Source organism: Acidovorax sp. GW821-FHT10A04, from assembly GCF_059415825.1.
In genome coordinates this window covers 112,453-136,415 of record NZ_JBWKNZ010000011.1, presented here as the reverse complement: position 1 = coordinate 136,415, position 23,963 = coordinate 112,453, and the positions used below count along the sequence as shown (strand labels likewise).

The 23,963-nt window shown below is 68.6% G+C and carries 23 protein-coding genes; 15 read left to right on the top strand and 8 right to left on the bottom strand.

From position 1 onward, the window contains the following. Positions 1-15: 15 nt before the first annotated feature. The 15 genes from AC07PF_RS22305 to AC07PF_RS22235 all read left to right on the top strand — a co-directional run bounded on the left by AC07PF_RS22305 (position 16) and on the right by AC07PF_RS22235 (position 16,170). On the top strand, positions 16-1,164 hold the full coding sequence (locus AC07PF_RS22305; RefSeq protein ID WP_494613316.1) for an acyl-CoA dehydrogenase family protein: 1,149 nt from the start codon (positions 16-18) through the stop codon (positions 1,162-1,164). Positions 1,165-1,463: 299 nt separating this feature from the next. Next, a complete protein-coding gene (locus AC07PF_RS22300; protein WP_007856930.1) occupies positions 1,464-2,429 on the top strand; it encodes an ABC transporter substrate-binding protein in 966 nt (321 codons plus the stop codon). A gap of 22 nt (positions 2,430-2,451) precedes the next feature. Further along, positions 2,452-3,288 (top strand): ABC transporter permease, encoded by an 837-nt coding sequence (locus AC07PF_RS22295; protein WP_007856929.1) that lies wholly within the window; start codon positions 2,452-2,454, stop codon positions 3,286-3,288. Further along, on the top strand, positions 3,285-4,067 hold the full coding sequence (locus AC07PF_RS22290; protein ID WP_007856928.1) for an ABC transporter ATP-binding protein: 783 nt from the start codon (positions 3,285-3,287) through the stop codon (positions 4,065-4,067). Before AC07PF_RS22295 ends, AC07PF_RS22290 begins: the two co-directional genes overlap by 4 nt. Before the next feature lie 23 nt (positions 4,068-4,090). Next, on the top strand, positions 4,091-4,885 hold the full coding sequence (hutC, locus tag AC07PF_RS22285; RefSeq protein WP_007856927.1) for a histidine utilization transcriptional repressor HutC: 795 nt from the start codon (positions 4,091-4,093) through the stop codon (positions 4,883-4,885). A 75-nt stretch (positions 4,886-4,960) separates the two neighbouring features. After that, positions 4,961-6,544, top strand: coding sequence for a histidine ammonia-lyase (hutH, locus tag AC07PF_RS22280; protein ID WP_494613315.1), 1,584 nt, complete (start codon positions 4,961-4,963; stop codon positions 6,542-6,544). A 50-nt stretch (positions 6,545-6,594) separates the two neighbouring features. Then, positions 6,595-8,322: a urocanate hydratase gene (hutU, locus tag AC07PF_RS22275; RefSeq protein WP_494613314.1), complete on the top strand. Its 1,728-nt coding sequence runs from the start codon at positions 6,595-6,597 to the stop codon at positions 8,320-8,322. A gap of 38 nt (positions 8,323-8,360) precedes the next feature. Beyond that, positions 8,361-9,113 (top strand): IclR family transcriptional regulator, encoded by a 753-nt coding sequence (locus AC07PF_RS22270; RefSeq protein ID WP_145697313.1) that lies wholly within the window; start codon positions 8,361-8,363, stop codon positions 9,111-9,113. A gap of 74 nt (positions 9,114-9,187) precedes the next feature. Continuing rightward, positions 9,188-9,763 carry a HutD/Ves family protein gene (locus AC07PF_RS22265; RefSeq protein WP_007856923.1) on the top strand — a complete coding sequence of 192 codons (576 nt, stop codon included), beginning with the start codon at positions 9,188-9,190 and terminating at the stop codon, positions 9,761-9,763. A gap of 10 nt (positions 9,764-9,773) precedes the next feature. Then, positions 9,774-11,036, top strand: a complete 1,263-nt coding sequence (hutI, locus tag AC07PF_RS22260; RefSeq protein ID WP_494613313.1) for an imidazolonepropionase — start codon at positions 9,774-9,776, stop codon at positions 11,034-11,036. Between the two features lie 4 nt (positions 11,037-11,040). Then, positions 11,041-12,432 (top strand): FAD-binding oxidoreductase, encoded by a 1,392-nt coding sequence (locus AC07PF_RS22255; protein ID WP_494613312.1) that lies wholly within the window; start codon positions 11,041-11,043, stop codon positions 12,430-12,432. Continuing rightward, the gene (locus AC07PF_RS22250; protein ID WP_494613311.1) at positions 12,429-13,568 is read left to right on the top strand and encodes a histidinol-phosphate transaminase; all 1,140 of its coding nucleotides are present in this window, start codon (positions 12,429-12,431) and stop codon (positions 13,566-13,568) included. The genes AC07PF_RS22255 and AC07PF_RS22250 overlap by 4 nt, the downstream gene beginning before the upstream one ends. After that, positions 13,565-14,953, top strand: a complete 1,389-nt coding sequence (locus AC07PF_RS22245) for a formimidoylglutamate deiminase (RefSeq protein ID WP_007856915.1) — start codon at positions 13,565-13,567, stop codon at positions 14,951-14,953. Before AC07PF_RS22250 ends, AC07PF_RS22245 begins: the two co-directional genes overlap by 4 nt. Positions 14,954-14,990: 37 nt before the next feature. Beyond that, positions 14,991-15,809 (top strand): N-formylglutamate deformylase, encoded by an 819-nt coding sequence (gene hutG, locus AC07PF_RS22240; protein ID WP_494613310.1) that lies wholly within the window; start codon positions 14,991-14,993, stop codon positions 15,807-15,809. Between the two features lie 151 nt (positions 15,810-15,960). After that, positions 15,961-16,170, top strand: coding sequence for a hypothetical protein (locus tag AC07PF_RS22235; protein WP_145697324.1), 210 nt, complete (start codon positions 15,961-15,963; stop codon positions 16,168-16,170). Between the two features lie 16 nt (positions 16,171-16,186). Here AC07PF_RS22235 and asd read toward each other — a convergent pair whose 3' ends face one another. The 8 genes from asd to AC07PF_RS22195 form a co-directional block, all read right to left on the bottom strand. Beyond that, positions 16,187-17,038 carry an archaetidylserine decarboxylase gene (gene asd, locus AC07PF_RS22230; RefSeq protein ID WP_494613309.1) on the bottom strand — a complete coding sequence of 284 codons (852 nt, stop codon included), beginning with the start codon at positions 17,036-17,038 and terminating at the stop codon, positions 16,187-16,189. A 52-nt stretch (positions 17,039-17,090) separates the two neighbouring features. Beyond that, the gene (locus AC07PF_RS22225; RefSeq protein WP_494613308.1) at positions 17,091-18,305 is read right to left on the bottom strand and encodes a hypothetical protein; all 1,215 of its coding nucleotides are present in this window, start codon (positions 18,303-18,305) and stop codon (positions 17,091-17,093) included. Between the two features lie 131 nt (positions 18,306-18,436). Next, on the bottom strand, positions 18,437-19,159 hold the full coding sequence (locus AC07PF_RS22220; protein WP_007856909.1) for an ABC transporter ATP-binding protein: 723 nt from the start codon (positions 19,157-19,159) through the stop codon (positions 18,437-18,439). A gap of 2 nt (positions 19,160-19,161) precedes the next feature. Then, a complete protein-coding gene (locus AC07PF_RS22215) occupies positions 19,162-19,947 on the bottom strand; it encodes an ABC transporter ATP-binding protein (protein WP_494613307.1) in 786 nt (261 codons plus the stop codon). Beyond that, the gene (locus tag AC07PF_RS22210) at positions 19,940-20,932 is read right to left on the bottom strand and encodes a branched-chain amino acid ABC transporter permease (protein WP_494613306.1); all 993 of its coding nucleotides are present in this window, start codon (positions 20,930-20,932) and stop codon (positions 19,940-19,942) included. Before AC07PF_RS22210 ends, AC07PF_RS22215 begins: the two co-directional genes overlap by 8 nt. Before the next feature lie 55 nt (positions 20,933-20,987). Further along, on the bottom strand, positions 20,988-21,851 hold the full coding sequence (locus AC07PF_RS22205) for a branched-chain amino acid ABC transporter permease (RefSeq protein WP_007856906.1): 864 nt from the start codon (positions 21,849-21,851) through the stop codon (positions 20,988-20,990). A 31-nt stretch (positions 21,852-21,882) separates the two neighbouring features. Beyond that, entirely contained in the window at positions 21,883-22,599 is a 717-nt protein-coding gene (locus tag AC07PF_RS22200; RefSeq protein WP_007856905.1) for a LysE family translocator, read from the bottom strand. A 132-nt stretch (positions 22,600-22,731) separates the two neighbouring features. Next, positions 22,732-23,919: an ABC transporter substrate-binding protein gene (locus AC07PF_RS22195; RefSeq protein ID WP_494608545.1), complete on the bottom strand. Its 1,188-nt coding sequence runs from the start codon at positions 23,917-23,919 to the stop codon at positions 22,732-22,734. Positions 23,920-23,963: the final 44 nt, after the last annotated feature.

Below are 23,963 nucleotides of genomic sequence, written 5' to 3'. Positions count from 1 at the left end.
TGAAGGAGATTTTCCATGACCACCATGAACCGACTGGGGGTGACCCCCGATGAACAGGGCATTGCCGATGCCGTGGCCCGTTTTGCCACCGAGGTACTGGCGCCCCGGGCACGCGAGATCGACGAGGCGGCCCTGTCCGTCACCTGCCATGTGCCGCAGCTGGCCGCCTTGGGCGTGATGGGCATGAACCTGCCCGAGCACCTGGGCGGTGCGGGCGTCACGCCCACGGCCATGCTGCTGTCGCTGGTGGAGATCTCGCGCGCCTGCGCGGCCACCTCGTCGATGATCGGTGCGCACTACCTGGGCACCGATGCGGTGCTCATCGGCGGCGGCGCCGGGCAGCACCAGCGCTTCTTGCCGCGTGCGGCCAGCGGCGAATGGCTTGCCGGCTTTGCGCTCACCGAGCCGCGCGGCGGCTCGCACCCGGCGGACATGCGCACCCGGGCCGTGCGCGAGGGCGACCACTACCGCATCGACGGCGTCAAGCACTTCATCTCCAACGCGCGTGAGGCGCAGTTCCTCGTGGTCTTCGCCAAGACCGACCCCGATGCCGGGGCGCGCGGTGTCAGCGCCTTCGTGGTGGAAACCACTACCCCTGGCACCACGGTGTCTTCGCCTGAGAAGCTCATGGGCATCCAGGGTGCGCATGCCTTCGAGGTCGCATTCGATGGGGTGCGGGTGCCGGCGGAAAACCTGCTGGGCGAGGAGGGAACGGGTTTCAGGATTGCCATGAAGGTCCTGGACAACAGCCGTCTGGACGTGGCCGCGACGGCCCTGGGCATTGCCGAGGCAGCGATCGCGGATGCCACGCGCTGGATGAAGGAGCGCCTGGTCGGCGGCGAGCCCCTTGCCGGCAAGCAGGGCCTGCAGTGGATGCTGGCCGACATGAAGCTGCGCCTGGAGGCCTCCTGGGCCCTGACCCTGCAGGCACTGGCGCTGCGCCAGGCTGGCCAGCCCTTCACGCTGCAGTCGGCCATGGCCAAGCTGCATGCCTCGGAGATGGTCGGGTTCGTGGCCGATGCGGCGCTGCAGATCCACGGCGGCTATGGCTACACGCGCGAAATGCCGCTGGAGCGCTATGTGCGCGATGCCCGCATCCTGCGCATCTACGAGGGCTCCTCGGAAGTGCAGCGCAACATCATTGCGCGCACGCTGCTGGGATGATTGCGGGTGATTGCACCTTTCTGGTGCAATCTGGGCGCCTGGCACTGGCCCGCAATTTGCTAAATCGCTGTGCCGGTGAAGCACCGGCCAGCGCCCCGAGCGGGCCCGACCATGGGATGGCCCGAAGGGCGTTCCCAAGAGACGGGAAGCGGGGCGGTTTCTTGGGGCCTAGGGCCCGGTTTCCTAGCGTTTACCCTGTATAGACAGGTACGATAGAACCTCCATCATCGGACCCAGGAAGCAAGGCCTGTTTCCCTGCGGATGCATAAAAGTACTTTTTTCCCCTACAGGAGCTGATGATGAGCCGAATGGTTGTGAAGATGGCGTCGCTGGCAGCGGCGGTTGCGTGTGTGGTGGGGCTGGCCGCACCGGCCCAGGCCCAGGAGACCAAGGTGGTCCTGGGCATGTCCGGCTGGACGGGCTTCGCCCCGCTGACCCTGGCGGACAAGGCGGGCATCTTCAAGAAGAACGGCCTGGACGTGGAACTGAAGATGATCCCCCAGAAGGACCGCCACCTGGCCCTGGCCTCCAAGGCCATCCAGTGCGCCGCCACCACGGTGGAGACCCATGTCGCCTGGAACACGAATGGCGTGCCCATCGTGCAGATCTTCCAGCTCGACAAGTCCTACGGCGCCGACGGCCTGGCCGTGCGCAACGACGTCAAAAGCTTTGCCGACCTCAAGGGAAAGACCATCGGCGTGAGCGCACCGGGCACGGCCCCGTACTTCGGCCTGGCCTGGATGCTGTCCAAGAACGGCATGAGCCTCAAGGACGTGAAGATCGTCTCGCTGGAGCCCCAGCCTGCCGCGCAGGCCTTCGTGTCGGGCCAGAACGATGCTGCCATGACCTACGAGCCCTACCTGTCCACCGTGCGTGCCAACCCCGCCGCCGGCAAGATCCTGGCCACCACCATCGAGTACCCGATGGTGATGGACACCGTGGGCTGCGACCCGGTGTGGCTCAAGGCCAACCCCAAGGCTGCACAGGCACTGGCCAATTCGTACTTCGATGCGCTGGAGATGATCAAGGCCGATCCGACCAAGTCCAACGAGATCATGGGCGCCGCCGTCAAGCAGACGGGCGAGGCGTTCGCCAAGTCTTCGGCCTTCCTGCGCTGGCAGGACAAGGCGGCCAACCAGAAGTTCTTCGCGGGTGAGCTCACGTCCTTCATGAAGGATGCCGGCGCGATCCTGCTCGAAGCCGGCGTGATCCGCAAGGCGCCCGAGAACTTCCCCGCGATGTTCGACGACAGCTTCATCAAGTAAGTAACCACCAAAGGATCCAACCATGAGTCGCGTGATGGGTGTTGCACCTTCGCTGGAGCCAGAGCGGCCTCGCCGCCGGGCCCTGGCCCCGCTAGAACCTGTGAGCACCCGCACGCGGCTGGTCTTGGGGGTGGCGTTTTTCATTCTGTTCTTCGCCGTCTGGGCCGTGTTCACGCTGGGTGGCTTCGTGTCGCCCACGTTCCTGGCCAGCCCCGTCACCATGGCCCGGGAAGGCTGGCTGCTGTTCACCGAGTTCGGCTTTTTGCACGACATCGGCATGACCGTGTGGCGCGTGCTGGGCGGCTTCATCCTGGCGGCGATCGTCGCCGTGCCCCTGGGCATCGCGATGGGTGCGCACAAGGGGGTGGAGGCCTTCCTCGAGCCCTTCGTGTCGTTCTGCCGCTACCTGCCGGCCTCGGCCTTCATCCCGCTCTTGATCCTGTGGGCCGGCCTGGGCGAGATGCAGAAGCTGCTGGTGATCTTCATCGGCTCGGTGTTCCAGATCATCCTGATGGTGGCCGTGATTGTCGGCAATGCCCGCAAGGACCTGGTGGAGGCGGCCTACACGTTGGGCTCCAGCCCCACCGGCATCGTGCGCCGCGTGCTGATCCCCGGTGCCGCTCCCGACATCGCCGAAACCCTGCGCCTGGTGCTGGGCTGGGCCTGGACCTACGTGATCGTGGCCGAGCTGATCGGCTCGTCCTCGGGCATCGGCCACATGATCACCGACAGCCAGGCACTGCTCAACACCGGCCAGATCATCTTCGGCATCATCGTCATCGGCCTCATCGGGCTGGTGTCGGATACCTTCTTCAAATTCGTCAACCGCCGTCTGTTTGCCTGGAGTGCCCTGCGATGAGCCCGCTGCTGTCCATCCAAGGTGTCTCGCGCACCTTCGTCAGCCCCAAGGGGCAGGCCACCCAGGCCCTGCTGCCCGTCGATTTCGACGTGCAGGAAAACGACTTCGTGACCATCCTCGGCCCCTCGGGCTGCGGCAAGTCGACCATGCTGCGCATCGTCGCGGGCCTGGACCACCCCACCTCGGGCCGCGTGCTGCTCGGTGGCCGCCCCGTGGAAGGTCCGGGTGCCGACCGCGGCATGGTGTTCCAGAGCTACACGCTGTTCCCCTGGCTCACCATCGAGCAGAACATCCGCTTCGGCCTGCGCGAGCGCGGCATGCCCGAGGCCCAGCAGAAGGAGCGCGCCGCCTACTTCATCGCCAAGGTGGGTCTGCGCGGCTTCGAGCAGCATTTTCCCAAGCAGCTCTCGGGTGGCATGCAGCAGCGCACGGCGATTGCCCGGGCGCTGGCCAACGACCCCAAGATCCTGCTCATGGACGAGCCCTTCGGCGCTCTGGACAACCAGACCCGCGTGCTCATGCAGGAGCTGCTCCTGGGCATCTGGGAGGCCGAGCGCAAGACCGTGATGTTCGTGACCCACGACATCGATGAAGCCATCTTCATGGCCAACCGTGTGGCGGTGTTCAGCGCCCGGCCCGGCCGCATCAAGACCGAGCTGGCCGTGGACCTGCCGCACCCGCGCCATTACACGATCAAGACCTCGCCCGAGTTCATGGACCTCAAGGCACGCCTCACGGAAGAGATCCGCGCCGAATCCATGGCCGCGGACGCCCACTGATCCCGCAAAGCCACCCCTTCGCCATGCCCGCTGCCTCCTCCGCCCGCGCACCCCGTCCCAAGGCTTCGCCACAACCCGTGGCGCAGCCTGAGACGTCTGCGCTGGCCCTGTACCAGCAGATCAAGGACCACATCGCGCGCAAGATCCAGGACGGCTCCTGGAAGGCCGGCGACCGCCTGCCGTCCGAGAACGACCTGGTCACGCAGTTCGGCATGTCGCGCATGACGGTGAACCGCGCCCTGCGCGAGCTGGCCGAGCAGGGCCGCATCGTGCGCGTGGCTGGCGTGGGCAGTTTCGTGGCCGAGGACAAGCCCCAGTCCACGCTGCTGCAGATCGCCAACCTGGCCAGCGAGATCCGCCAGCGTGGGCACGACTACCGCTGCAAGGTGCTGACCGTGGAGCGCGTCTCGGCCACCATGGAAGTGGCGGCGGCGCTCGACATGCGCACCGGTGAGTCGGTGTTCCACGCCGTGTGCGTGCACCTGGAAGACGGGCTGCCCGTGCAGCTCGAAGACCGCTACGTGAACCCGCGCGTCGTGCCGCAGTTCGCGCAGCAGGATTTCACGCTGCTGCAGCCCTCCGAATTCCTGGTGCGCAACGTGCCCTTCGACCAGGTCGAGCATGTGGTGGATGCCGTGCTGCCCACGCCCGACCAGGCGCTGCTGCTTGAAATGGACCCGGCCCAGCCGTGCCTGCTGCTCACGCGGCGCACCTGGAGCCGGGGTGTGCCCGTGACCATGGTGCGCTGCCTGCACCCGTCATCGCGCTACCGGCTGGGGAGCCGCTTCCGGGCGGACGGCAACCCGGTTTTTGAATAGGTATCCAGGACGCCTGCCGGTGGCAGGCATCCCGTTTTTTTCGCTTGTGCCAACTTGTATATACAGGACCAACCCATGACCACTGCAACCTCTGTATCCCCAAGCACCCTGTTGCTGCGCCCCGGACAGGTGAGCCTGGCCGAACTGCGCCGCCTGAGCGCCGGTGGCGTGCGCCTGGCGCTGGACCCCGCGGCCCTGGCCGGCATGCAGGCCTCCGAGGCCACCGTGCAGCGCATCGTGGACGAGGACCAGGTGGTCTACGGCATCAATACCGGCTTCGGCAAGCTGGCCAGCACCAAGATCGCCCATGACCGCCTGGCCGAGCTGCAGCGCAATCTGGTGCTGTCGCACAGCGTGGGCACGGGCGAGGCGCTGCCCGACCCCGTGGTGCGCATGGTGCTGGCCACCAAGGCCGTGAGCCTGGCGCGCGGACACTCGGGCGTGCGCCCGGCCCTGGTCGATGCCCTGCTGGCCCTGGCCAATGCCGACGTGCTGCCGGTGATCCCGGCCAAGGGCTCGGTCGGCGCCTCGGGCGACCTGGCGCCGCTGGCCCACCTGGCCTGCGTGCTCATCGGCGAGGGCCAGGCCAAGGTCGACGGCAAGGTGGTCGGCGGCCGCGAGGCCATGGCCGCCGTGGGCCTGGCGCCCTTCGTGCTGGGCCCCAAGGAAGGGCTGGCGCTGCTCAATGGCACGCAGGTGTCCACCGCGCTGGCGCTGGCCGGCCTGTTCGGGGCCGAGAGCGTGCTGGCCGGCGGCCTGGTGTCGGGCGCACTGTCGCTCGAAGCCATCAAGGGCTCGGTCAAGCCTTTCGATGCCCGCATCCACGAAGCGCGCGGCCAGGCCGGGCAGATCGCCGTGGCGGCCGCCGTGCGCGGCCTGCTCGACGGCAGCGAGATCGACCCCTCGCACCCGAACTGCGGCCGTGTGCAGGACCCGTATTCCATCCGCTGCGTGCCCCAGGTCATGGGCGCCTGCCTGGACAACCTCACGCACGCTGCACGCGTGCTGCGCATCGAGGCCAATGCCGCGTCCGACAACCCGCTGGTCTTCACCGACACCGGCGAGGTGATCTCGGGCGGCAACTTCCACGCCGAACCCGTGGCCTTCGCGGCCGACATCATTGCGCTGGCGGTGTCCGAGATCGGTGCCATCTCCGAGCGCCGCCTGGCGCTGCTGCTGGACACCGGCCTGTCCGGCCTGCCGGCCTTTTTGATCCGCGACAGCGGCGTGAACTCAGGCTTCATGATCGCCCAGGTCACGGCCGCCGCGCTCGCGGCCGAAAACCAGTGCCTGGCCCACCCGAGCAGCGTGACCAGCCTGCCGACCTCGGCCAACCAGGAGGACCATGTCTCCATGGCCACCTACGGCGCACGCCGCCTCTCCGAGATGGTGCGCAACACCGCCGTCATCGTCGGCATCGAGGCCATGGCCGCGGCGCAGGGCATCGACTTCGAGCGCGTGCCGGCCCCAGGCGCCGTTGCCACCTCCTGGCTCAAGAGCTCCGCGCTCGTTGAAGCGCAGCTCGCCGCCATCCGCCAGCGCGTGGCCTTCCTCGAGCAGGACCGCTACCTGGCGCCCGACATCGAGGCCATGCGCCTGTGGGCGCTCGAATCGGCCTGGCCCGCACCGCTGACCCAGTGCCTGCCCAGCCACGCCTGAACTGTCCCATCCATCCACCGCTTTTCGCACCCGTTGACCAGGAGATCACCATGAACGCCAACGACGCCATCATCGCTGCTGCCGCTGCCAACAACGACCCCCGCCACGACGCCTCGCGCGTGATCCGCGCGCCGCGCGGCACCGAGCTGACCTGCAAGAACTGGCTCACCGAAGCTGCCTACCGCATGATCCAGAACAACCTGGACCCCGAGGTGGCCGAGCGTCCTCAGGACCTCGTGGTGTACGGCGGCATCGGCCGCGCTGCGCGCAACTGGGAGTGCTTCGACCAGATCCTGGCCTCGCTCAAGGACCTGAACGACGACGAAACCCTGCTCGTGCAGTCGGGCAAGCCCGTGGGCGTGTTCAAGACGTACGCCAACGCACCGCGCGTGCTGCTGGCCAACTCCAACCTGGTGCCCCAGTGGGCCAACTGGGAGCATTTCAACGAGCTGGACCGCAAGGGCCTGTTCATGTACGGCCAGATGACCGCCGGCAGCTGGATCTACATCGGCAGCCAGGGCATCGTGCAGGGCACGTTCGAGACCTTCGTCGAGGCCGGCCGCCAGCACTACGGCAACAGCCTGGCGGGCAAGTGGATCCTCACCGCCGGCCTGGGCGGCATGGGCGGCGCGCAGCCGCTGGCCGCCACGCTGGCCGGTGCCGTGTCGCTCAACATCGAGTGCCAGCAGAGCAGCATCGACTTCCGCCTGCGCACGCGCTACGTGGACAAGCAGGCCAAGGACATCGACGACGCCATCGCCCTCATCCAGCACCACACCGAGCGCAAGGAAGCCGTCTCCATCGCCCTGCTGGGCAACGCGGCCGACATCCTGCCCGAGCTGGTGCGCCGTGCCAAGGCCGGCAGCATCAAGCCCGACCTGGTGACCGACCAGACCTCGGCGCACGACCTGATCAACGGCTACCTGCCCAGCGGCTGGACCGTGCCCGAGTGGCAGGCCGCCATGAAGGACCCCGCGCGCCATGCGGCCCTCACGGCTGCTGCCGCCAAGAGCTGTGCCGTGCACGTGCAGGCCATGCTCGACTTCCAGGCCATGGGCGTGCCCACGGTGGACTACGGCAACAACATCCGCCAGGTGGCGTTCGACCAAGGCGTGAAGAACGCCTTCGACTTCCCGGGTTTCGTGCCGGCCTACATCCGCCCCCTGTTCTGCGAAGGCAAGGGCCCGTTCCGCTGGGTGGCGCTCTCGGGCGACCCCGAGGACATCTACAAGACCGACGCCAAGATCAAGGAGCTGTTCCCCAACAACACGCACACCCACCGCTGGCTGGACATGGCGCGCGAGCGCATCAGCTTCCAGGGCCTGCCGGCGCGCATCTGCTGGCTGGGCCTGGGCGAGCGCCACCTGGCGGGCCTGGCCTTCAACGAGATGGTCAAGAACGGCGAGCTCAAGGCGCCCATCGTGATCGGCCGCGACCACCTGGATACCGGTTCGGTGGCCAGCCCCAACCGCGAAACCGAAAGCATGAAGGACGGCACCGACGCCGTGAGCGACTGGCCGCTGCTCAACGCACTGCTCAACACCGCGGGCGGTGCCACCTGGGTCAGCCTGCACCACGGCGGTGGCGTAGGCATGGGCTACTCGCAGCACTCGGGCATGGTCATCGTCGCCGACGGCACCGACGCAGCGGCCGAGCGCCTGGCGCGCGTGTTGGTCAACGACAGCGGCAGCGGCGTGATGCGCCACGCCGATGCCGGCTACGACCTGGCCGTGGCCACCGCCAAGAAGCAGGGCCTGAAGCTGCCCATGGTGCGCTGAGCGCCGGCAGGACAGCGCTTTTTCCGAGGCACCGAGACATGCCCAAGGATGCGTCCCCCCTGGCCACCGTGCCCACGGCCGACCGGGTGCTGCAGGTGCTGGCCGTGCTGGCCCAGCAGGGCAAGTCCATGCCTGCGGCCGAGCTCATGGAGCGCACGGGCCTGGCGCGCAGCACGCTGTATCGCCAGCTCGCGCGGCTCAAGCGCTGGGGTTTCGTGCTGGAGAGCGATGGTTTCTACGCCCCCGGCCCGCTCAGCCTGCAGTTGGCGCTGGGCTTCGACCTGGCCTCGCACCTGGTGCGCCAGGCGCGGCCCGACATGGTGGACCTGGCCCAGCAATCGCAGGAGAGCGTGGGCCTGATCGTGGCCGTGAACGACCAGGCCATCTGCCTGGACATGGTGGAGAGCCAGCACTCGCTGCGCTGCTCGTTCGAGAAGGGGCGCAGCGTGCCCCTGCGCGCCGGGGCCTCGGCCAAGTGCGTGCTGGCCCACCTGCCCGAGGCCGTGCGCGCCGCGGTGCTCGACAGCCAGTGGGGCGCGGGCACGCCCGAGCGCGACGCCGCGCAGCGCGAGACCGATGCCATCCGCAAGGCGGGCTTTGCCATGACCGCCGGCGAGGTGGACCCCGGCGTCTGGGGCTGCAGCGTGCCGCTGTTCGGCGCCTCGCGCCAGTCCGTGGGTGCCATCACGCTGATGGCACCGATCGTGCGTGCCAGCGGGCAGGAAGAAGCCCTGATCCGCATGGCCGTGGTGGCCGCTGCGCGCATCTCGCGCCAGCTGGTTTTGCATTGACCGACAACGATGACTGATTTTTCGATGAGTGCGATGGTTTTTTGGCTGGCTGCTCCAGCGTGGGAGCACTGAACATGGTGCAGTTTTTTGACCTGGCATCCACCCCCAGCGTGCCCTGGAAGAACGGTGGCGGCAGCACCCGCGAGCTGGCCTGCTGGCCGCAGGGCGCCGGCATGGATGGTTTCGAGTGGCGCGTGAGCGTGGCCACGATTGCCGCAGCGGGCCCGTTCTCGGCCTTCCCGGGCGTGGACCGGCAGATCATGCTGCTCGACGGCGACGGGGTGCATCTGCGCTCGGACGACGGGCAACTGGACCACGACCTGGACCAGCCCTGGCAACCGCTGGCCTTCAAGGGCGACGTGCCGGTGGACTGCGCCATGCTGGGCGGCACCTCCACCGACTTCAACCTCATGGTGCGCCGCGGCCGCTGGCACGGCGGCCTGCAGGTGACCGGCCATGCGCGCGTGGCAGGGCGCGCACGCGCCGGCCTGTGCATGGTGCTGCGCGGGCGCTGGCGCTGCGGTGAAGAGGTGCTGGAGCCCGGCCAGGGACTGTGGTGGAGCGATGGCACCGCCGAAAATGCGCTGGAGCCTTTGGATGCCGATCCGGCATTGGCCTGGATCGACCTGGACATGGAACCCTCCGACTGACTGTTTGCCCATGACACCCACACCCATTCCCACCCCTCAAAGCCATCCCTCCGCCGACGGCATCTGGATCGGCCTGCGCCCGGCCCCCGGCCTGTGCGTACCCGATGTGCCTGTGCCCCAGGGTACCGCCACCTGCGTGGTGGTGCAGGGCGGCACCGTGCAGTGGGTGGGGCCAGAGAATGCCTGGCCTGCGGCCTGGAATGCCTTGCCGCGCCATGATGCGCGGGGCGCCCTGGCCACGCCGGGCCTGGTGGACTGCCATACGCACCTGGTCTATGGCGGCCAGCGCGCCAACGAATTCGCCATGCGCCTGGCGGGCGCCACCTACGAAGAGGTGGCCCGGGCCGGCGGCGGCATCGTCTCGTCGGTGCGCGCCACGCGCGAAGCCAGCGAGGACGAACTCCTCGCCCTGGCCCTGCCGCGCCTGCAGGCGCTGCTGGACGAGGGCGTGTGCGCCATCGAGATCAAGTCGGGCTATGGCCTGGCGCTGGAACACGAACGCAAGCAGTTGCGCGTGGCGCGCCGCCTGGGCGAGGCGCTGGGCGTGACCGTGTGCACCACCTTCCTGGGCGCGCATGCGCTGCCGCCTGAGTACGCGGGCCGCAGCCAGGACTACATCGACCTGGTGTGCAACGAGATGCTGCCTGCGCTGGCTGCCGAGGGCCTGGTGGACGCGGTGGATGTGTTCTGCGAACGCATCGCCTTCACGCTGGCCGAGACGGAGCAGGTCTTTCAGGCCGCACAGCGGCTGGACATTCCCGTCAAGCTGCATGCCGAGCAGCTCTCGGACATGGGTGGCTCCGCGCTGGCCGCGCGCTACGGTGCGCTCTCGTGCGACCACATCGAGCATCTGTCGCAGGAGGGCATCGCTGCGATGAAGCAGGCCGGCACCGTGGCCGTGCTGCTGCCCGGCGCCTACTACACGCTGCGCGACACGCACCTGCCGCCCATCGCCGCGCTGCGCGAGGCCGGCGTGCCCATGGCCGTGTCCACCGACCACAACCCCGGCACCTCGCCCGCCTTGAGCCTGCTGCTCATGGCCAACATGGCCTGCACGCTGTTCCGCCTGACGGTGCCCGAGGCTTTGGCTGGCATCACCGTGCATGCCGCGCGCGCGTTGGGGCTGCAGGACACGCATGGCCTCATCGCATCGGGCCGGCCGGCCAACTTCGTGCTCTGGCCTTTTGCCGAGGCCGCGGAGCTGGCCTACTGGTTCGGCCACAAGCCCGCACGCACCATCGTGCGCCAGGGGCGCATCGTGAAAGGGGCCTGAGTCCATGGCCACGCACAGCGAATTCCTGGCGGCGCTGGTCGATGCGCTCGGTGCCGACCGCGTGCAGGTGGGCGATGCCGTGCCAGAGCGCCACCACACCGACTGGAGCGGCACGGCCCCCGTGCCACCGCTGGCGCTGGTGCGCCCGCGCAGCACCGAGGAAGTCTCGGCCCTGTTGCGCCTGTGCCATGCGCACCGCGTGCCCGTGGTGCCGCAGGGCGGCCTGACCGGGCTGGCCGGGGCGGCCGTGCCCTGTGCGGGCGGTGTGGCCCTGTCGCTGGAGCGCATGAACGCCATCGAGGCGGTGGACGCACGCTCTGCCACGCTCACGGTGCAGGCCGGTGCCACCGTGCAGGCCGTGCAGGAGGCCGCGCTCGCCGTGGGCCTGCAGTTCGGCGTGGACTTCGGTGCGCGCGGATCGGCCCAGGTGGGCGGGGCCGTTTCCACCAATGCCGGCGGCAATGGCGTGCTGCAGTACGGCATGGTGCGCGAACAGGTGCTGGGCCTGGAGGTGGTGCTGGCCGATGGCGCGGTGCTGCCCATGCTGCGGCCCATGCTCAAGAACAACACGGGCTACGACCTCAAGCAGTGGTTCATCGGCGCCGAGGGCACGCTGGGCGTGGTCACGCGCGCGCTGCTGCGCCTGCGGCCCTTGCCGCGCGCCCGGGCCACGGCCCTGGTGGCGCTGCCCGATTTCGATGCCGCGCTGGCGCTGGTGGCCCGGCTGCAGGGGCGCTTTCCGGGCGCGCTGTCGGCCTTCGAACTCATGTGGCGCGATTTCGTCGAGGCCTCCCTGCGCTGGCAAAGCCTGCGCGAGCCCTTCGAGGTGCCGCACCCCTTTGCTGCACTCATCGACGTGGGTGGCCAGGACGAAGCCGGCCTGCGCGATGCGCTGGAGGAGGTGCTGGGCGAAGCCATGGAGTCCGGCGAGGCCAGCGATGCGGCCATCGCCCAGTCCGAAGCGCAGGCCCGCGCGCTGTGGAAGATCCGCGAGGCGACTGCCGAACTGCCTGCCAACATGCACCCGCCCATCAACTTCGACGTGAGCCTGCCGCAGGCCGACATCGGCCGGTTTGCGCAGGAGTGCCGCGCCGCGCTGACTGCCCGCTGGCCAGGGCACCTCACCGTGTTCTTCGGCCATATCGGCGATGGCAACCTGCACATGTCCACCGATGCCTCCACCGTGAACGGGGAAGAGGGCGCGGTCGAGGAACTGGTGTATGCCCAGGTGGCGGCCTTCGGCGGCAGCGTCTCGGCCGAGCATGGCATCGGCCTGCACAAGAAGCCCTACCTCCACGCCAGCCGCACCCCGGCCGAGCTGGCCGCCATGCGCGCCATCAAGCAGGCGCTGGACCCTCTCCATCTCATGAACCCCGGCAAGGTATTCGACCTATGAACGCTGCTGTTGTTGTTTCCGCCATCGCTGCCCTGGCCCGCCCCGAGGTGCCGCCTCTGCCCGCCTACAACGCGGGCCTGTCGTCCGACGCCGTGCGTGAGCGCTACGGCGTGACCGAGATCGCGCGCCTGGCCAGCAACGAGAACCCCTACGGTGCCAGCCCCGCCGTGGCGCGCGCCCTGGTGGACCTGGCGGCGCGCGTGGGCACCTACCCCGATGCCAACTGCACCGCGCTGCGCGCCGCCATCGCCGCACGCACGGGCGTGGCGCCCGAGGGAATCGTCGTGGGCAATGGCTCCGAGGATATCCTGCAGATGCTGTGCCAGGCCTTCCTGTCGCAGGGCGATCGCGTGCTCACGCAGCGCCCGGCCTTCGGCCTGTACGAGATCTACCCGCGCATGATGGGCGCGCAGGTCGAGCTGCTGGCGCTCACCCCCGAACTCGGCTTCGACGTGGATGCCTGGTGCGAAGCGCTGGCGCGCGGCCCCAAGATCGCCATGCTGGCCAACCCCTCCAACCCCGTGGGCTGCATGTTCACCGCGCCGGAGTTCGAGCGCCTGCTCGCTGCCACGCCCGCGCACACCCTGCTCGTGGTGGACGAGGCCTACCACGAGTACGCCTGCCACGCGGCCGGCTACCCCGACGTGCTGGCCCTGCTGCAGGGCCGCGCCATGCCCTGGATCGTGCTGCGCACCTTCTCCAAGGCCTGGGGCCTGGCGGGCCTGCGCGTGGGCTACGGCCTGGCGAGCGACGCGGCGCTGGTGCAGTTGCTCGACCGGGTGCGCACGCCCTTCAACGTGAACCATGCGGCCCAGGCTGCGGCGCTGGCGGCCTGGGGCGACGAGGCCTTCATGCAGCGCGGTGTGGCCGAGACGGTGCGCCTGCGCGGCGTGCTGGTGCAGCGCTTGCAGGCCCTGCCGGGCTTGCGCATCGCACCCTCGGCCACCAACTTCCTGTTCCTGGACATCGGCCGGTCCAACGGCCCGGTGAACGAGGCGCTGCTGGCCCAGGGCCTCATCACCAAGCCCTGGAAGGAACCGGGTTTCGAGACCTTCATCCGCGTCTCCATCGGTACGGAGGCCGAGAACGCGCGGTTCGCCGACGCGCTCGTCACCATCCTGGAGGTGGCTGCATGAGCGCCAACACTATGCTGTTTGCCGAGCACGCGCTGCTGTCCGGTGGCTGGGCCCGCGATGTGCTGCTGCAATGGGATGCGGCGGGACGGCTGCAGTCCGTGGCGCCCGGCAGTGCCGCCGGCGCTGCGCCGCGCGCCACCGGCCCGGTGATCCCGGGCATGCCCAACCTGCATTCGCATGCCTTCCAGCGCGCGTTCGCGGGGCTGACCGAATACCGCGGCGAAAGCCAGGACAGTTTCTGGAGCTGGCGCAACCTGATGTACCGCTTTGCGGCGCAGATCACGCCCGAGTCGCTGGAGGCCATTGCCACCTGGCTCTACGTGGAGATGCTGGAGGCAGGCTACACCTCGGTCTGCGAGTTCCACTACGTGCACCATGACCGGGACGGCCGGCCCTACGCCGACGATGCCACGCTCTCGCTCGCGCTGCTGCGTGCGGCGCGCAATGCGGGCATCGGCATCACCTTGCTGCCGGTGCTCTACCAGACCAGCGGTTTTGGTGCCAAGCCTCCGCGTGCGGACCAGGCCCGCTTCATCCGCAGCACCGACAACATGCTGGCGCTGCTGGAGCGCCTGGCACCGCTGGCCAAGGCCCAGGGCGCGGGCCTGGGCCTGGCGCCGCACTCGCTGCGTGCCGTGCCGCCGGACAGCCTGGCCGCTGCCGTGCAGGGCCTCACTGCCATCGATGCGCGCGCGCCCATCCACATCCACATCGCCGAGCAGACCCAGGAGGTGGACGATTGCGTGGCCTGGAGTGGCCAGCGCCCCGTGCAGTGGCTCCTGGAAAATGCCCCTGTGGACGCCCGCTGGTGCCTGGTGCATGCCACGCACATGACGCCACAGGAGTATGCCGATGCCGCACGCACCGGCGCGGTGGCCGGCATCTGCCCGACCACGGAAGCCAACCTGGGCGACGGCATCTTCGACATGCCGCGCTGGCTGGGCCATGGCGGTGCCTGGGGCGTGGGCTCGGACAGCCATGCCTGCGTGAACGCGGCCGAGGAGCTGCTGGCGCTGGAGTACAGCCAGCGCCTGTCGCTGCGCCAGCGCAACGTGCTGGCCAGCGCTGCACAGCCGCAGGTAGGCACCGCCCTGTGGCTCGCGTCCGTGCAGGGCGGGGCGCAGGCCTCGGGCCGGCCCATCGGCGGCCTGGCAGCGGGCCAGCAGGCCGATTTCGCGGTGCTGGACCCGTCGCACATTGCCCTGGCCGGGCTGCCGGTGGAATCCCTGCTGTCGGCCCATGTGTTCGGCAGCCACCGCACCAGTGCGCTGCGGGACCTGTGGGTGGGCGGCGTGCAGCGCGTGGCCGCCGGCCGCCATGCCCTGCATGACACCGCGGCCGCCGCCTTTGCCCAGGCCCGTGCAGCGACCATCGCGCCACAATGAACGAAACTTGAAAAGCGTCCCCTTCGAGACCCACGCCATGAGCATCACCACCCAACCCGCCTTCACCTTCCACCAGGGCACTGCGCCGCTGCTGGTGTCCATGCCCCACGTCGGCACCTATGTGCCGCCAGCGATTGCCGCGCGCTTCACCGACGAGTGCCGCCAGGTGCCCGACACCGACTGGCACCTGGAGCGCCTGTACGATTTTGCCAAGGGCATGGGCGCCTCCATCCTCGCGGCCACGCATTCGCGCTATGTGGTGGACCTGAACCGCCCGCCCGATGGGGCCAGCCTCTACCCTGGCCAGAGCGTCACCGGCCTGTGCCCCGTGGACACCTTCGACGACACGCCCATCTACACGCGCGGCGACGGGCCCGACGACACCGAGGTGGCGGCGCGCCGCGATGCCATCTGGGCGCCTTACCACGCCCAGCTGCGCACCGAACTCGACCGCATCCGCGCCGCCCATGGCGTGGCCGTGCTCTGGGACGCGCATTCGATCAGATCGGTGCTGCCGCGCTTCTTCGAAGGCAAGCTGCCCGACCTGAACCTGGGCACGGCCAACGGCGAGAGCTGCGACCCGGCGCTGGCGCAGCAGCTGCTGGCGATCGCGCAGGCCGCACCGGGCTACACCGCGGTGCTCAACGGCCGCTTCAAGGGCGGGCACATCACGCGCCACTATGGCCAGCCCGCGCAGAACGTGCATGCCGTGCAGTTGGAGATGACGCAGTGCAGCTATATGCAGGAGGCGCTGCCGTTCGACTACCTGCCCGAGGTAGCGGCCGGTGTGCAGCCGCACCTTGAGCGCCTGCTGCAGGCGGCTCTGGCGTTTGCGCGGGCGCGGGCCGGGGCCTGAGGATCGCGCCGCGGCGGGGCTGCCCATCTGCGCTGCGGGGCCTTGCTGGCCACAGTGGCACCCGCATAGGTGCTAGTATGGGTTTACGCCGCCCTGCGGGGCAGCAGGGTGCGCCACCTTGGCCACCTGTGCGGAAGGAGCCGCATTCCCCATGGAAACTGCGGCCTACTACTACATGCCCTTGTTCAAGCCGGGTGCCTTCGTGCACCTGGGGGGGAGCCGCGAGACCGTCAGCCATGTGGTTGTGCGCCGTAATGCTCTGATGGTCTACCTGGTGGGGCATGAATCCCCGGTGCACCCCGATACGCTCACGGTGGCACCCACGGCCTTTCACCTCACGCGGGTTCCCGACCGCGCCTGACGCGGGCAGGGCAGGCTCAAGCCGCCTGGTACTGCGCCATGGTCTCGCCCAGGCGCACGGGGCGCGCGGGCGCCCATTCGGTGTTGAACTGGAACGGCCCCTTGGGGAACAGCATCACCACAGTGGAGCCGAGCAGGAAGCGGCCCATCTCCTCGCCCTTTTGCAGCGACACCTGGCCGGGCGCGTAGTCCCAGTGGCGCAGCACGCCGGTGCGTGGCGGGTTCACCTGGCCATGCCACACCGTGGCCATGCTGCCCACGATGGTGGCGCCTACCAGCACCAGCACGAAGGGGCCGTTGGCCGAATCGAAGAAGCAGACCACGCGCTCGTTGCGCGCGAACAGGCCGGGCACGCCGCGCGCCGTGGTCGGGTTCACCGAGAACAAATCGCCCGGCACATGCACCATGCGCGTGAGTTGGCCGGCGCACGGCATGTGGATGCGGTGGTAGTCGCGCGGGCTCAGGTAGATGGTGGCGAAGTAGCCGTCGTCGAAGCGCGCGGCCAGCGACGAATCGCCGCCCACCAGCGCCGTGGTCGAGTACGAGTGGCCCTTGGCCTGGAAGATCTGGTCCTTCTGGATGGGGCCGAACTGGCTGATGGCGCCATCCACAGGGCAGACCAGGTCCGCATCGGCCAGCGGGCGGGCGCCGGGCTGCAGAGCCCGGGTGAAGAAGTCGTTGAACGAGGCATAGGCCGCGATGTCCGGATTGGCCGCCTCCGCCATGTTCACCTTGTAGCGGGCCACGAAGCCGCGGATCACCGATGTGGTCAGCCCTCCGAGCTGGGCCGAGGCGAATTTTCCCGCCAGGGCGGTCATGGCCTGCTTGGGCATCAGGTACTGGGGGAGAACGGCGAGGCGGTCAGACACTGTGGGAAGATCCTGCGAAAAGGGTGCGGGCCATTCTACTGATGCCATCCCCTCAAAAATGTTGGTGTGCAGCCTGTTGTGCTCGCTGTGTGCTCCAGGTATGGGGACGGGGCGACCAGTCCTCGGTGGCCTGCACCAGGGCGCCGACGTAGCCACCCAGGTCAATCCCCAATGCGCTGGTGGCCGCCTCGGCACCGGCATCCCTGCGGCTGGCGCTGGTGGCGAAACGGCTGAACGCGGGCCAGTCGCGCGCCAGCTGCGCCACGGCGATGCGGGCCAGGTCGTAGGACAGGGCGTTGCCTTCGTCCGTGCGGTGGAACGAGTCGCCCGACCAGAATTCCTGCATGCGCTCGGCATTCCAGAACGCCTGGTGGCGCTGGTGCATGGCCTGCGGCGACTGCGCGGGGCGCCCGGCACCGGCGATGCGGTGCTCGGTGTTCACGGCCAGGCCTTCGTCCAGCCAGGTGGGCAGGCGCAGCCAGGCCAGCGCACTGTGCGTGAGCTCGTGCGCGATCACCGGCTCGATGCTGGACAGGTCGGCCTGCACCACCACGAAATGCGGGCAGCCGTTGTGGATGAACATGCCGCCGCTGAAGGCGAACTCGCCGCCATCGGGGTAGAACTGGCCCACGTAGTGGTAGTAGAGCTCCTGGCTTTCCAGCACCAGCAGCACGCTTTTCTCGCCGGGGTTGAAGCGCGCCACGCCGTCGAGCACGCGTGCGACGCGCTGGCGCGTCTTGGTCACATAGCCGGCCATGGCCTGTGCCACAGGGGCTTCCAGCGCGGACAGGATGTACACGTCCTGGCTTTCATGCAGGTGCATGTGCGGGCCGATCGCGTCGCGCAGGTGCAGCAGCCAGGCGCGGCGGCCTTGGTCGATGGCGTGGGTCGTGGCCTCGGGGCTGCCGGCCTGCTGTGCCCAGAGGTCGAGCGCCTGCCAGTCCAGGGCGGGCAGGTCCGCAGGCGCGGCCAGGTGGTCCAGCAGGTCGAAGGGGGCAAGGCCGGGGATGCGCAGGACCTGCGGCGCGGGCGGCTGCTCGCCGCCATGCCCAGGCAAGGGCGCCGCGGTGGACGGGGAATCCGCGGGTGGCGCAAACTGGTAGCGCGCCATGAAGGCCCCCAGGAAGGGCAGGATCCAGATGCCTATCACCATCAGTGCCTTGCGGTTGCCGAACTCGTCGCTGCGCAGCACGCGCCGCGTGGCCCAGGTGTTGAGCAGCACCAGGGCCGCAAGGAGCGCGAGGAAGATGGCGAGGGCAGGGGGCATGGGCGATGGCAACGCGGCAGGCTGCAAAGGTCCGGATGCTAAGGCACGGCGGAGCCGCCCTGGCGCCGCACGGTGCACTTGCCGATCCCGGCCGAGAAACTGTTCACGTTTCCTCGCGGGATCGCGGCTGCCTACACGCCCAGGTGCTGCTCCAGCAGGTGCGGCTGGGAGCACAGGGTCTCCGAGCTGCCCTCGAACACCACCTGGCCCTTGACCAGGATGACGTTGCGGTCGGTGATCTGGGTGACGTGCTTCCAGTTCTTGTCCACGATCACGCTGCTGATGCCGCTGGCCTTGATGAGGCTGCAGATGCGCCAGATCTCGCGGGCGATCAGCGGGGCCAGGCCCTCGGTGGCCTCGTCGAGGATGAGCACGTCGGGGTTGGTCATCAGCGCGCGGCCGATGGTCAGCATCTGCTGCTCGCCGCCGCTCAACTGCTGGCCACCATGGCCCAGGCGCTCCTTGAGGCGCGGAAAGGTCTCCAGCACGCGCTCGTAGGTCCAGTCGCGCTGGCCGCGTGTGCCGGCGCGCGCGGCCATCTGCAGGTTCTCGACCACGCTCAGGTTGCCGAAAATGCCGCGCCCTTCGGGCACATAGGCAATCCCCAGGCGTGCCACCTCGTAGGGCGGCCGGCCCGTGGTGTCGCGCCCGGCCACGGCCACGCTGCCCGAGCGGGGCTTGACCAGGCCCATGAGCGACTTGAGCAAGGTGCTCTTGCCCATGCCGTTGCGGCCCATGAGGCCGATGGTCTCTGCTTGGCCCACGGTGAAGTCCACGCCGTGCAGGATGTGGCTGGCGCCGTAGAAGGTGTTGAGGCCGCGGGCCTCGATCAGGGGAGGGTGCTGCTGTGCCATGGTCAATGTTCTTCACCAAGATAGGCGGCCTGCACGTTGGCGTCGGCGCGCACCTCGGGCGGCGTGCCGCTGGCGATGGCCTCGCCGTTGACCATCACCGTGAGGTGGTCGGCCAGGGCGAACACGGCGTCCATGTCGTGCTCCACCAGCATCATCGCGTGCCCGGGCTTGATGCGCAGCAACAGTTGCACCATGCGCTCGGCCTCGGCCACGCCCATGCCGGCCAGGGGTTCGTCGAGCAGCAGCACCTGGGGTTCGGTGGCCAGGGTCATGGCGATCTCGAGCTGGCGCTGCTCGCCATGGCTCATGGTGCCGGCCACGGCATCGCGCCGCGCCTGCAGGCCCGCCAGTTCGATGGCGCGGTCCACGCGCTCGCTGCTGGCGCGGTTGTGCGGGCCGGCATGGCGCGTGTCGCGCCACCAGCGCAGCGGGTTCCAGGGCTGCTGCGGATCGCGCGACTGGGCGGCCAGGCGCACGTTCTCGTGCACGCTGAAGGGCAGGAAGATATTGGTCTTCTGGTAGCTGCGGCCCAGGCCCTGGCGCGAGATGCGCTCCGACGCCCAGCCGGTCACCTCCGTGCCGCCCAGCCGTATCTGGCCGGCCGAGGGCGGCAGGTCGCCCGAGAGCAGGTTGGTCAGCGTGGACTTGCCCGCGCCGTTGGGCCCGATCACCGCGTGGATGCGGCCGCGCCACAGGTCCACCGAGACGCCGTTGACGGCGGCCAGGCCACCGAAGCGCTTGGTGATCTTGTGGGCCGACAGCAGGACTTCGTGGGGGGTATCAGCCATGGCGTGTGCCTCCCTTGGCTGCGCGCAGGCGCACCAGCATGCCCAGCAGGCCGCGCGGCGCCACCAGCACCACCAGCACGATGAAGCTGCCCATGAGCAGTTGCCAGTGCTTGGTGATGTCCTTGAACACGTGCAGCAGGTACTCGAACGCGAAGGCGCCGACGATGGCCCCTGCGAAGTTGCCCATGCCGCCCAGGATGACCATCATGATGGCATGCGCGCTCATGTGAAAGCCCATGAGCTCGGGGTTCACATAGCCCGTCTGTGCACCCCACAGGTAGCCCGCCAGGCCTGCCAGGGCGCCCGCCACCGTGAAGGCCGTGAGCTTGTAGCCCTGCGTGGAAAAGCCCATGGCGCGCATGCGGTGCTCGTTGACGCGGATGCCCGAAAGGGCCCGGCCCAGGGGGCTCCACAGCAGGCGGCGCAGTCCCACGTAGACCAGCACCACCAGCGCCAGCGTGAAGTAGTAGAAGGTGCGGCGCCCTTCCAGGTCGAACGGCAGCCAGCCGAACACCGAGGCGTCGGGGCGGAAGTTGATGTAGATGCCGTCCGATCCGCCCAGCACCTTGTTGTCGAAGAACAGGTAGAACACCATCTGCGCGAACGCCATGGTCACCATGATGAAGTAGATGCCGTGCGTGCGCACCACGAAGAAGCCGATGAACAGTGCCACCAGGGCCGAGCCCGCCACCGCGGCCGGCAGCGTCCACCACAGGCTGACCGGCGCATCGGCCGGGGTGAGGAAGGCCAGCGCATAGCCGGCCACGCCGAAGTAGGCCGCATGGCCCAGCGAGACCAGGCCGGTCACGCCCTGCAGCAGGTCCAGGCTCATCGCGAAGATGGCCATGATCATCATGCGCGTGACCATCTGCACATAGAAGTCGCTGCCCACGAAGGGAAAGGCGAGCAGCGCGACGAGGCCGAGCGCGAGCACGAACTGCACGCTGCGCGGCAGCACCTCCAGGTTGGTGCGGGGGGCGCTCATGCTGCGTTCCCCTGCCATGGGGATGGCGCGAAGCGCTTCATTGGGTGGATCGTCATCATTGTTTGAACAGGCCTTCGGGTTTCCAGAGCAGCACGGCCGCCATCAGCATGTAGACCAGCATGCCGGCCACGGAGGGCAGCAGCACCTTGCCGAAGGTGTCCACCAGGCCCACCAGCAGCGCCGAGATCAGGGCCCCGCGCACCGAGCCGATGCCGCCGATGACCACCACCACGAAGCACATGATGAGCACCGAGGAGCCCATGTTGGGGTAGACGCTGGAGACCGGCGCGGCCACCATGCCGGCCATGGCCGCCAGGCCCACGCCCAGCGCGAACACGATGGCGTGGATGAGCTTGATGTTCACCCCCAGCGACTCGGCCATGTCGCGGTTGAAGGCGCCGGCGCGGATCTTCATGCCCAGCCGGGTCTTGGAGATCAGGAGGTACAGGCCGATGGCCAGCACGATGCACACGCCCGAGATGAACAGGCGGTACACGGGGTAGGAGAGGGTGTCGGTGAGCGGGATCGACCAGTCCAGCAGCTTCGGGATGGCCACGCCGTGCACGTCGTCGCCCCAGAGGATGGAGCGCAGCTCCTCGAAGATGTAGATCAGCCCGAAGGTGAGCAGCACCTGGTCCAGGTGGTCGCGGTGGTAGAAATGGCGAAACAGCAGCCATTCGAGCGCCAGCCCGAAGGCCACGGCCAGCACCGCGCCGCCCAGGATGGCCAGGGTGAGGCTGCCGAAGTGGCCCGACAGCGAATACGCCAGGTAGGCGCCCAGCATGTAGAAGCTGCCGTGCGCCAGGTTCACCACGCCCATGATCCCGAAGATCAGCGTGAGGCCGGCCGCCAGCATGAACAGCAGGAGGCCGTACTGCACGCCGTTGAGCAACTGGATCAGGAAGGTGGCGAAGTCCATGGTGGCGTGCAAAGAATGGCGATGGTGGGTCTCAGGCCGCGCGGCGCGTGACCAGCAGCAGCGAACCCATCAGGGTGAACAGCCCACCCGAGATGCGGTTGAACCAGCGCATGCGGTTGCCCGCGCGCAGGGCCGGGGCCAGCCGGGCCACGCCCAGGGCGCACAGCGTGAGCACCGTGAACTCGAAGGCCACGAAGGTCGCGGCCAGGATGGCGAACTGCGGCGCAAAGGACAGCGCAGGGTTCAGGAACTGCGGGAAGAAGGCCGTGAAGAACAGGATGGCCTTGGGGTTGCTGCCGCCCACGATCAGGCCCTGCACGAACAGCCGGTGGGCTGGCACGGCGGGAGCCGCAGTGGCGCCCTCGGGCATCTGGTCGAACACCGTGCCCTGGCTGCGGAAGGTCTTGATGCCCAGCCAGATCAGGTAGGCCGCGCCCGCGGCCTTGAGGATCCAGAAGGCGGTTTCGGAGGCGGCCAGCAGCGCGCCCAGGCCCAGGGCCGACAGCAGCATGGTGCCCAGCACGGCGGTGACGCTGCCCCCGGCAGCCGCCATGGCCTTGCGCGGGCCGTGTTGCAGCGAGGTGGTCATGCACATCAGCATGGTCGGGCCGGGCGAAAGCACCAGCAGGGCCACGGCGGCCAGGTAAAGCAGGTAGGTACTGAGGGTCATGGGAGGGGTGATCCAGAGGGTGGCCGCAAAGTCCGGGCGCACGAAGGACTGGCCTGCCGCATTGGCAGGCAAGGTCATTGTGTCAAATTCCGGGGCTTTGAAACCTTTGCGAATTGGCATTCAGCCGGATGGCTAGGCGGTGGGCCGCAGACAGTGCTGTAGCACGGCAAGGCCCACCAACGACGCCAGCCGGTTGAAGGTCAATTCGCCTCAGGTCATGCGGCAGCCGGCGCCGCTGTCGGAGAGAGCCTTTGCCGCCACGCCGACCACCTTGTTTTCCTTGTTCTCGACCACGCGCAGGTAGATGTCCTGCACCGGGTTGTGGGCCTTGCTCATGGTCCACTTGCCGCGCGGGCTGTCGATCACGGCGCTCTCCAGTGCCTTGTACAGCGCGGGCTTGGCGGCCAGGTCGCCCTTGACGGCGTTGGCACCCTGCACCAGCAGCAGGCCGGTGTCGTAGCCCTGCACGGCGTACACGTCGGGCTGGCTGCGGAAGGTCTTGGCGTATTCCAGGCGGAACTGCTTGTTGCGCGGTGTGTCCAGCGAGTCGCTGTAGTGCATGGTGGTGATGATGCCGTCGGCCGCAGGGCCGGCTGCATCGAGCACGCCTTCGGTCAGGAAGCCCGAGCCGTACAGCGGGATCTTGTCCTTGAGACCGGCGGCCGCATAGTCCTTGATGAACTTGGCCGCGCCGCCACCGGCGAAGAAGCAGGCCACGGCATCGGGCTTGAGCGCCGCGATCTCGGTCAGCAGCGCCTGGAATTCCACGTTCGGGAAGGGCAGGCCCAGTTCCTTGACGATGGTGCCGCCGGCAGCGGTGTAGCTTTGCTTGAAGCCCTCGAAGGCCTCGTCGCCGGCCGCGTACTTCCAAGTGATCCAGACAGCCTTCTTGTGGCCCTTGTCCATCATCGCCTTGCCCAGTGCCAGCGTGGGCTGGGAGTTGCTGAACGAGGTGCGGAACACATTGGGCGCGCACAGCGCGCGGGTGGCGGCATGCACGCCCGCATTGGGGATCAGGTTGAGCACACCGGTGTCGCGCGCGACCTTCTGGATGCCCATCTGCACGCCCGAATGCACGGTACCGATCAGCACGTCCACCTTGTCGCGCTGCACCAGCTTGCTGGCGTTTTCCACGCCCTTGCTGGGTTCGGACTCATCGTCCACCTTGAACCACTCGATCTCGCGCCCGCCGAGCTTGCCGCCCTGCTGGTCGATGGCCATGCGCACGCCGTTCTCGATGGCCACGCCCAACTGTGCGAAAGTGCCCGTGTAGGGCAGCATGAAGCCCACGCGCACCTTGCCGCTCTGGGCCCGCACGATGGAGGGCAGCAGCAGGCCCGTGGAAGCGGCGCCGACGAGGGCTGCGCTGCGGCTGATGACGAGGCGGCGAGTGGTCATGGGGAGTGTCTCCTTTGTTTAGGCTTAAAGTAATTTAACTCCAA

What these genes read in the sequence shown, in the direction of transcription:
- AC07PF_RS22300 (WP_007856930.1), top strand. Translation starts at nt 1,464, where the DNA reads ATGAGCCGAATGGTTGTGAAGATGGCGTCGCTGGCAGCGGCGGTTGCG.
- AC07PF_RS22295 (WP_007856929.1), top strand. Translation starts at nt 2,452, where the DNA reads ATGAGTCGCGTGATGGGTGTTGCACCTTCGCTGGAGCCAGAGCGGCCT.
- AC07PF_RS22210 (WP_494613306.1), bottom strand. Translation starts at nt 20,932, where the DNA reads ATGAGCGCCCCCCGCACCAACCTGGAGGTGCTGCCGCGCAGCGTGCAG.
- AC07PF_RS22220 (WP_007856909.1), bottom strand. Translation starts at nt 19,159, where the DNA reads ATGGCACAGCAGCACCCTCCCCTGATCGAGGCCCGCGGCCTCAACACC.
- hutI (WP_494613313.1), top strand. Translation starts at nt 9,774, where the DNA reads ATGACACCCACACCCATTCCCACCCCTCAAAGCCATCCCTCCGCCGAC.
- AC07PF_RS22235 (WP_145697324.1), top strand. Translation starts at nt 15,961, where the DNA reads ATGGAAACTGCGGCCTACTACTACATGCCCTTGTTCAAGCCGGGTGCC.
- hutU (WP_494613314.1), top strand. Translation starts at nt 6,595, where the DNA reads ATGAACGCCAACGACGCCATCATCGCTGCTGCCGCTGCCAACAACGAC.
- AC07PF_RS22255 (WP_494613312.1), top strand. Translation starts at nt 11,041, where the DNA reads ATGGCCACGCACAGCGAATTCCTGGCGGCGCTGGTCGATGCGCTCGGT.
- hutH (WP_494613315.1), top strand. Translation starts at nt 4,961, where the DNA reads ATGACCACTGCAACCTCTGTATCCCCAAGCACCCTGTTGCTGCGCCCC.
- AC07PF_RS22225 (WP_494613308.1), bottom strand. Translation starts at nt 18,305, where the DNA reads ATGCCCCCTGCCCTCGCCATCTTCCTCGCGCTCCTTGCGGCCCTGGTG.
- AC07PF_RS22200 (WP_007856905.1), bottom strand. Translation starts at nt 22,599, where the DNA reads ATGACCTTGCCTGCCAATGCGGCAGGCCAGTCCTTCGTGCGCCCGGAC.
- AC07PF_RS22250 (WP_494613311.1), top strand. Translation starts at nt 12,429, where the DNA reads ATGAACGCTGCTGTTGTTGTTTCCGCCATCGCTGCCCTGGCCCGCCCC.
- AC07PF_RS22205 (WP_007856906.1), bottom strand. Translation starts at nt 21,851, where the DNA reads ATGGACTTCGCCACCTTCCTGATCCAGTTGCTCAACGGCGTGCAGTAC.
- AC07PF_RS22305 (WP_494613316.1), top strand. Translation starts at nt 16, where the DNA reads ATGACCACCATGAACCGACTGGGGGTGACCCCCGATGAACAGGGCATT.
- AC07PF_RS22290 (WP_007856928.1), top strand. Translation starts at nt 3,285, where the DNA reads ATGAGCCCGCTGCTGTCCATCCAAGGTGTCTCGCGCACCTTCGTCAGC.
- AC07PF_RS22265 (WP_007856923.1), top strand. Translation starts at nt 9,188, where the DNA reads ATGGTGCAGTTTTTTGACCTGGCATCCACCCCCAGCGTGCCCTGGAAG.
- hutC (WP_007856927.1), top strand. Translation starts at nt 4,091, where the DNA reads ATGCCCGCTGCCTCCTCCGCCCGCGCACCCCGTCCCAAGGCTTCGCCA.
- AC07PF_RS22245 (WP_007856915.1), top strand. Translation starts at nt 13,565, where the DNA reads ATGAGCGCCAACACTATGCTGTTTGCCGAGCACGCGCTGCTGTCCGGT.
- hutG (WP_494613310.1), top strand. Translation starts at nt 14,991, where the DNA reads ATGAGCATCACCACCCAACCCGCCTTCACCTTCCACCAGGGCACTGCG.
- AC07PF_RS22215 (WP_494613307.1), bottom strand. Translation starts at nt 19,947, where the DNA reads ATGGCTGATACCCCCCACGAAGTCCTGCTGTCGGCCCACAAGATCACC.
- AC07PF_RS22270 (WP_145697313.1), top strand. Translation starts at nt 8,361, where the DNA reads ATGCCCAAGGATGCGTCCCCCCTGGCCACCGTGCCCACGGCCGACCGG.
- AC07PF_RS22195 (WP_494608545.1), bottom strand. Translation starts at nt 23,919, where the DNA reads ATGACCACTCGCCGCCTCGTCATCAGCCGCAGCGCAGCCCTCGTCGGC.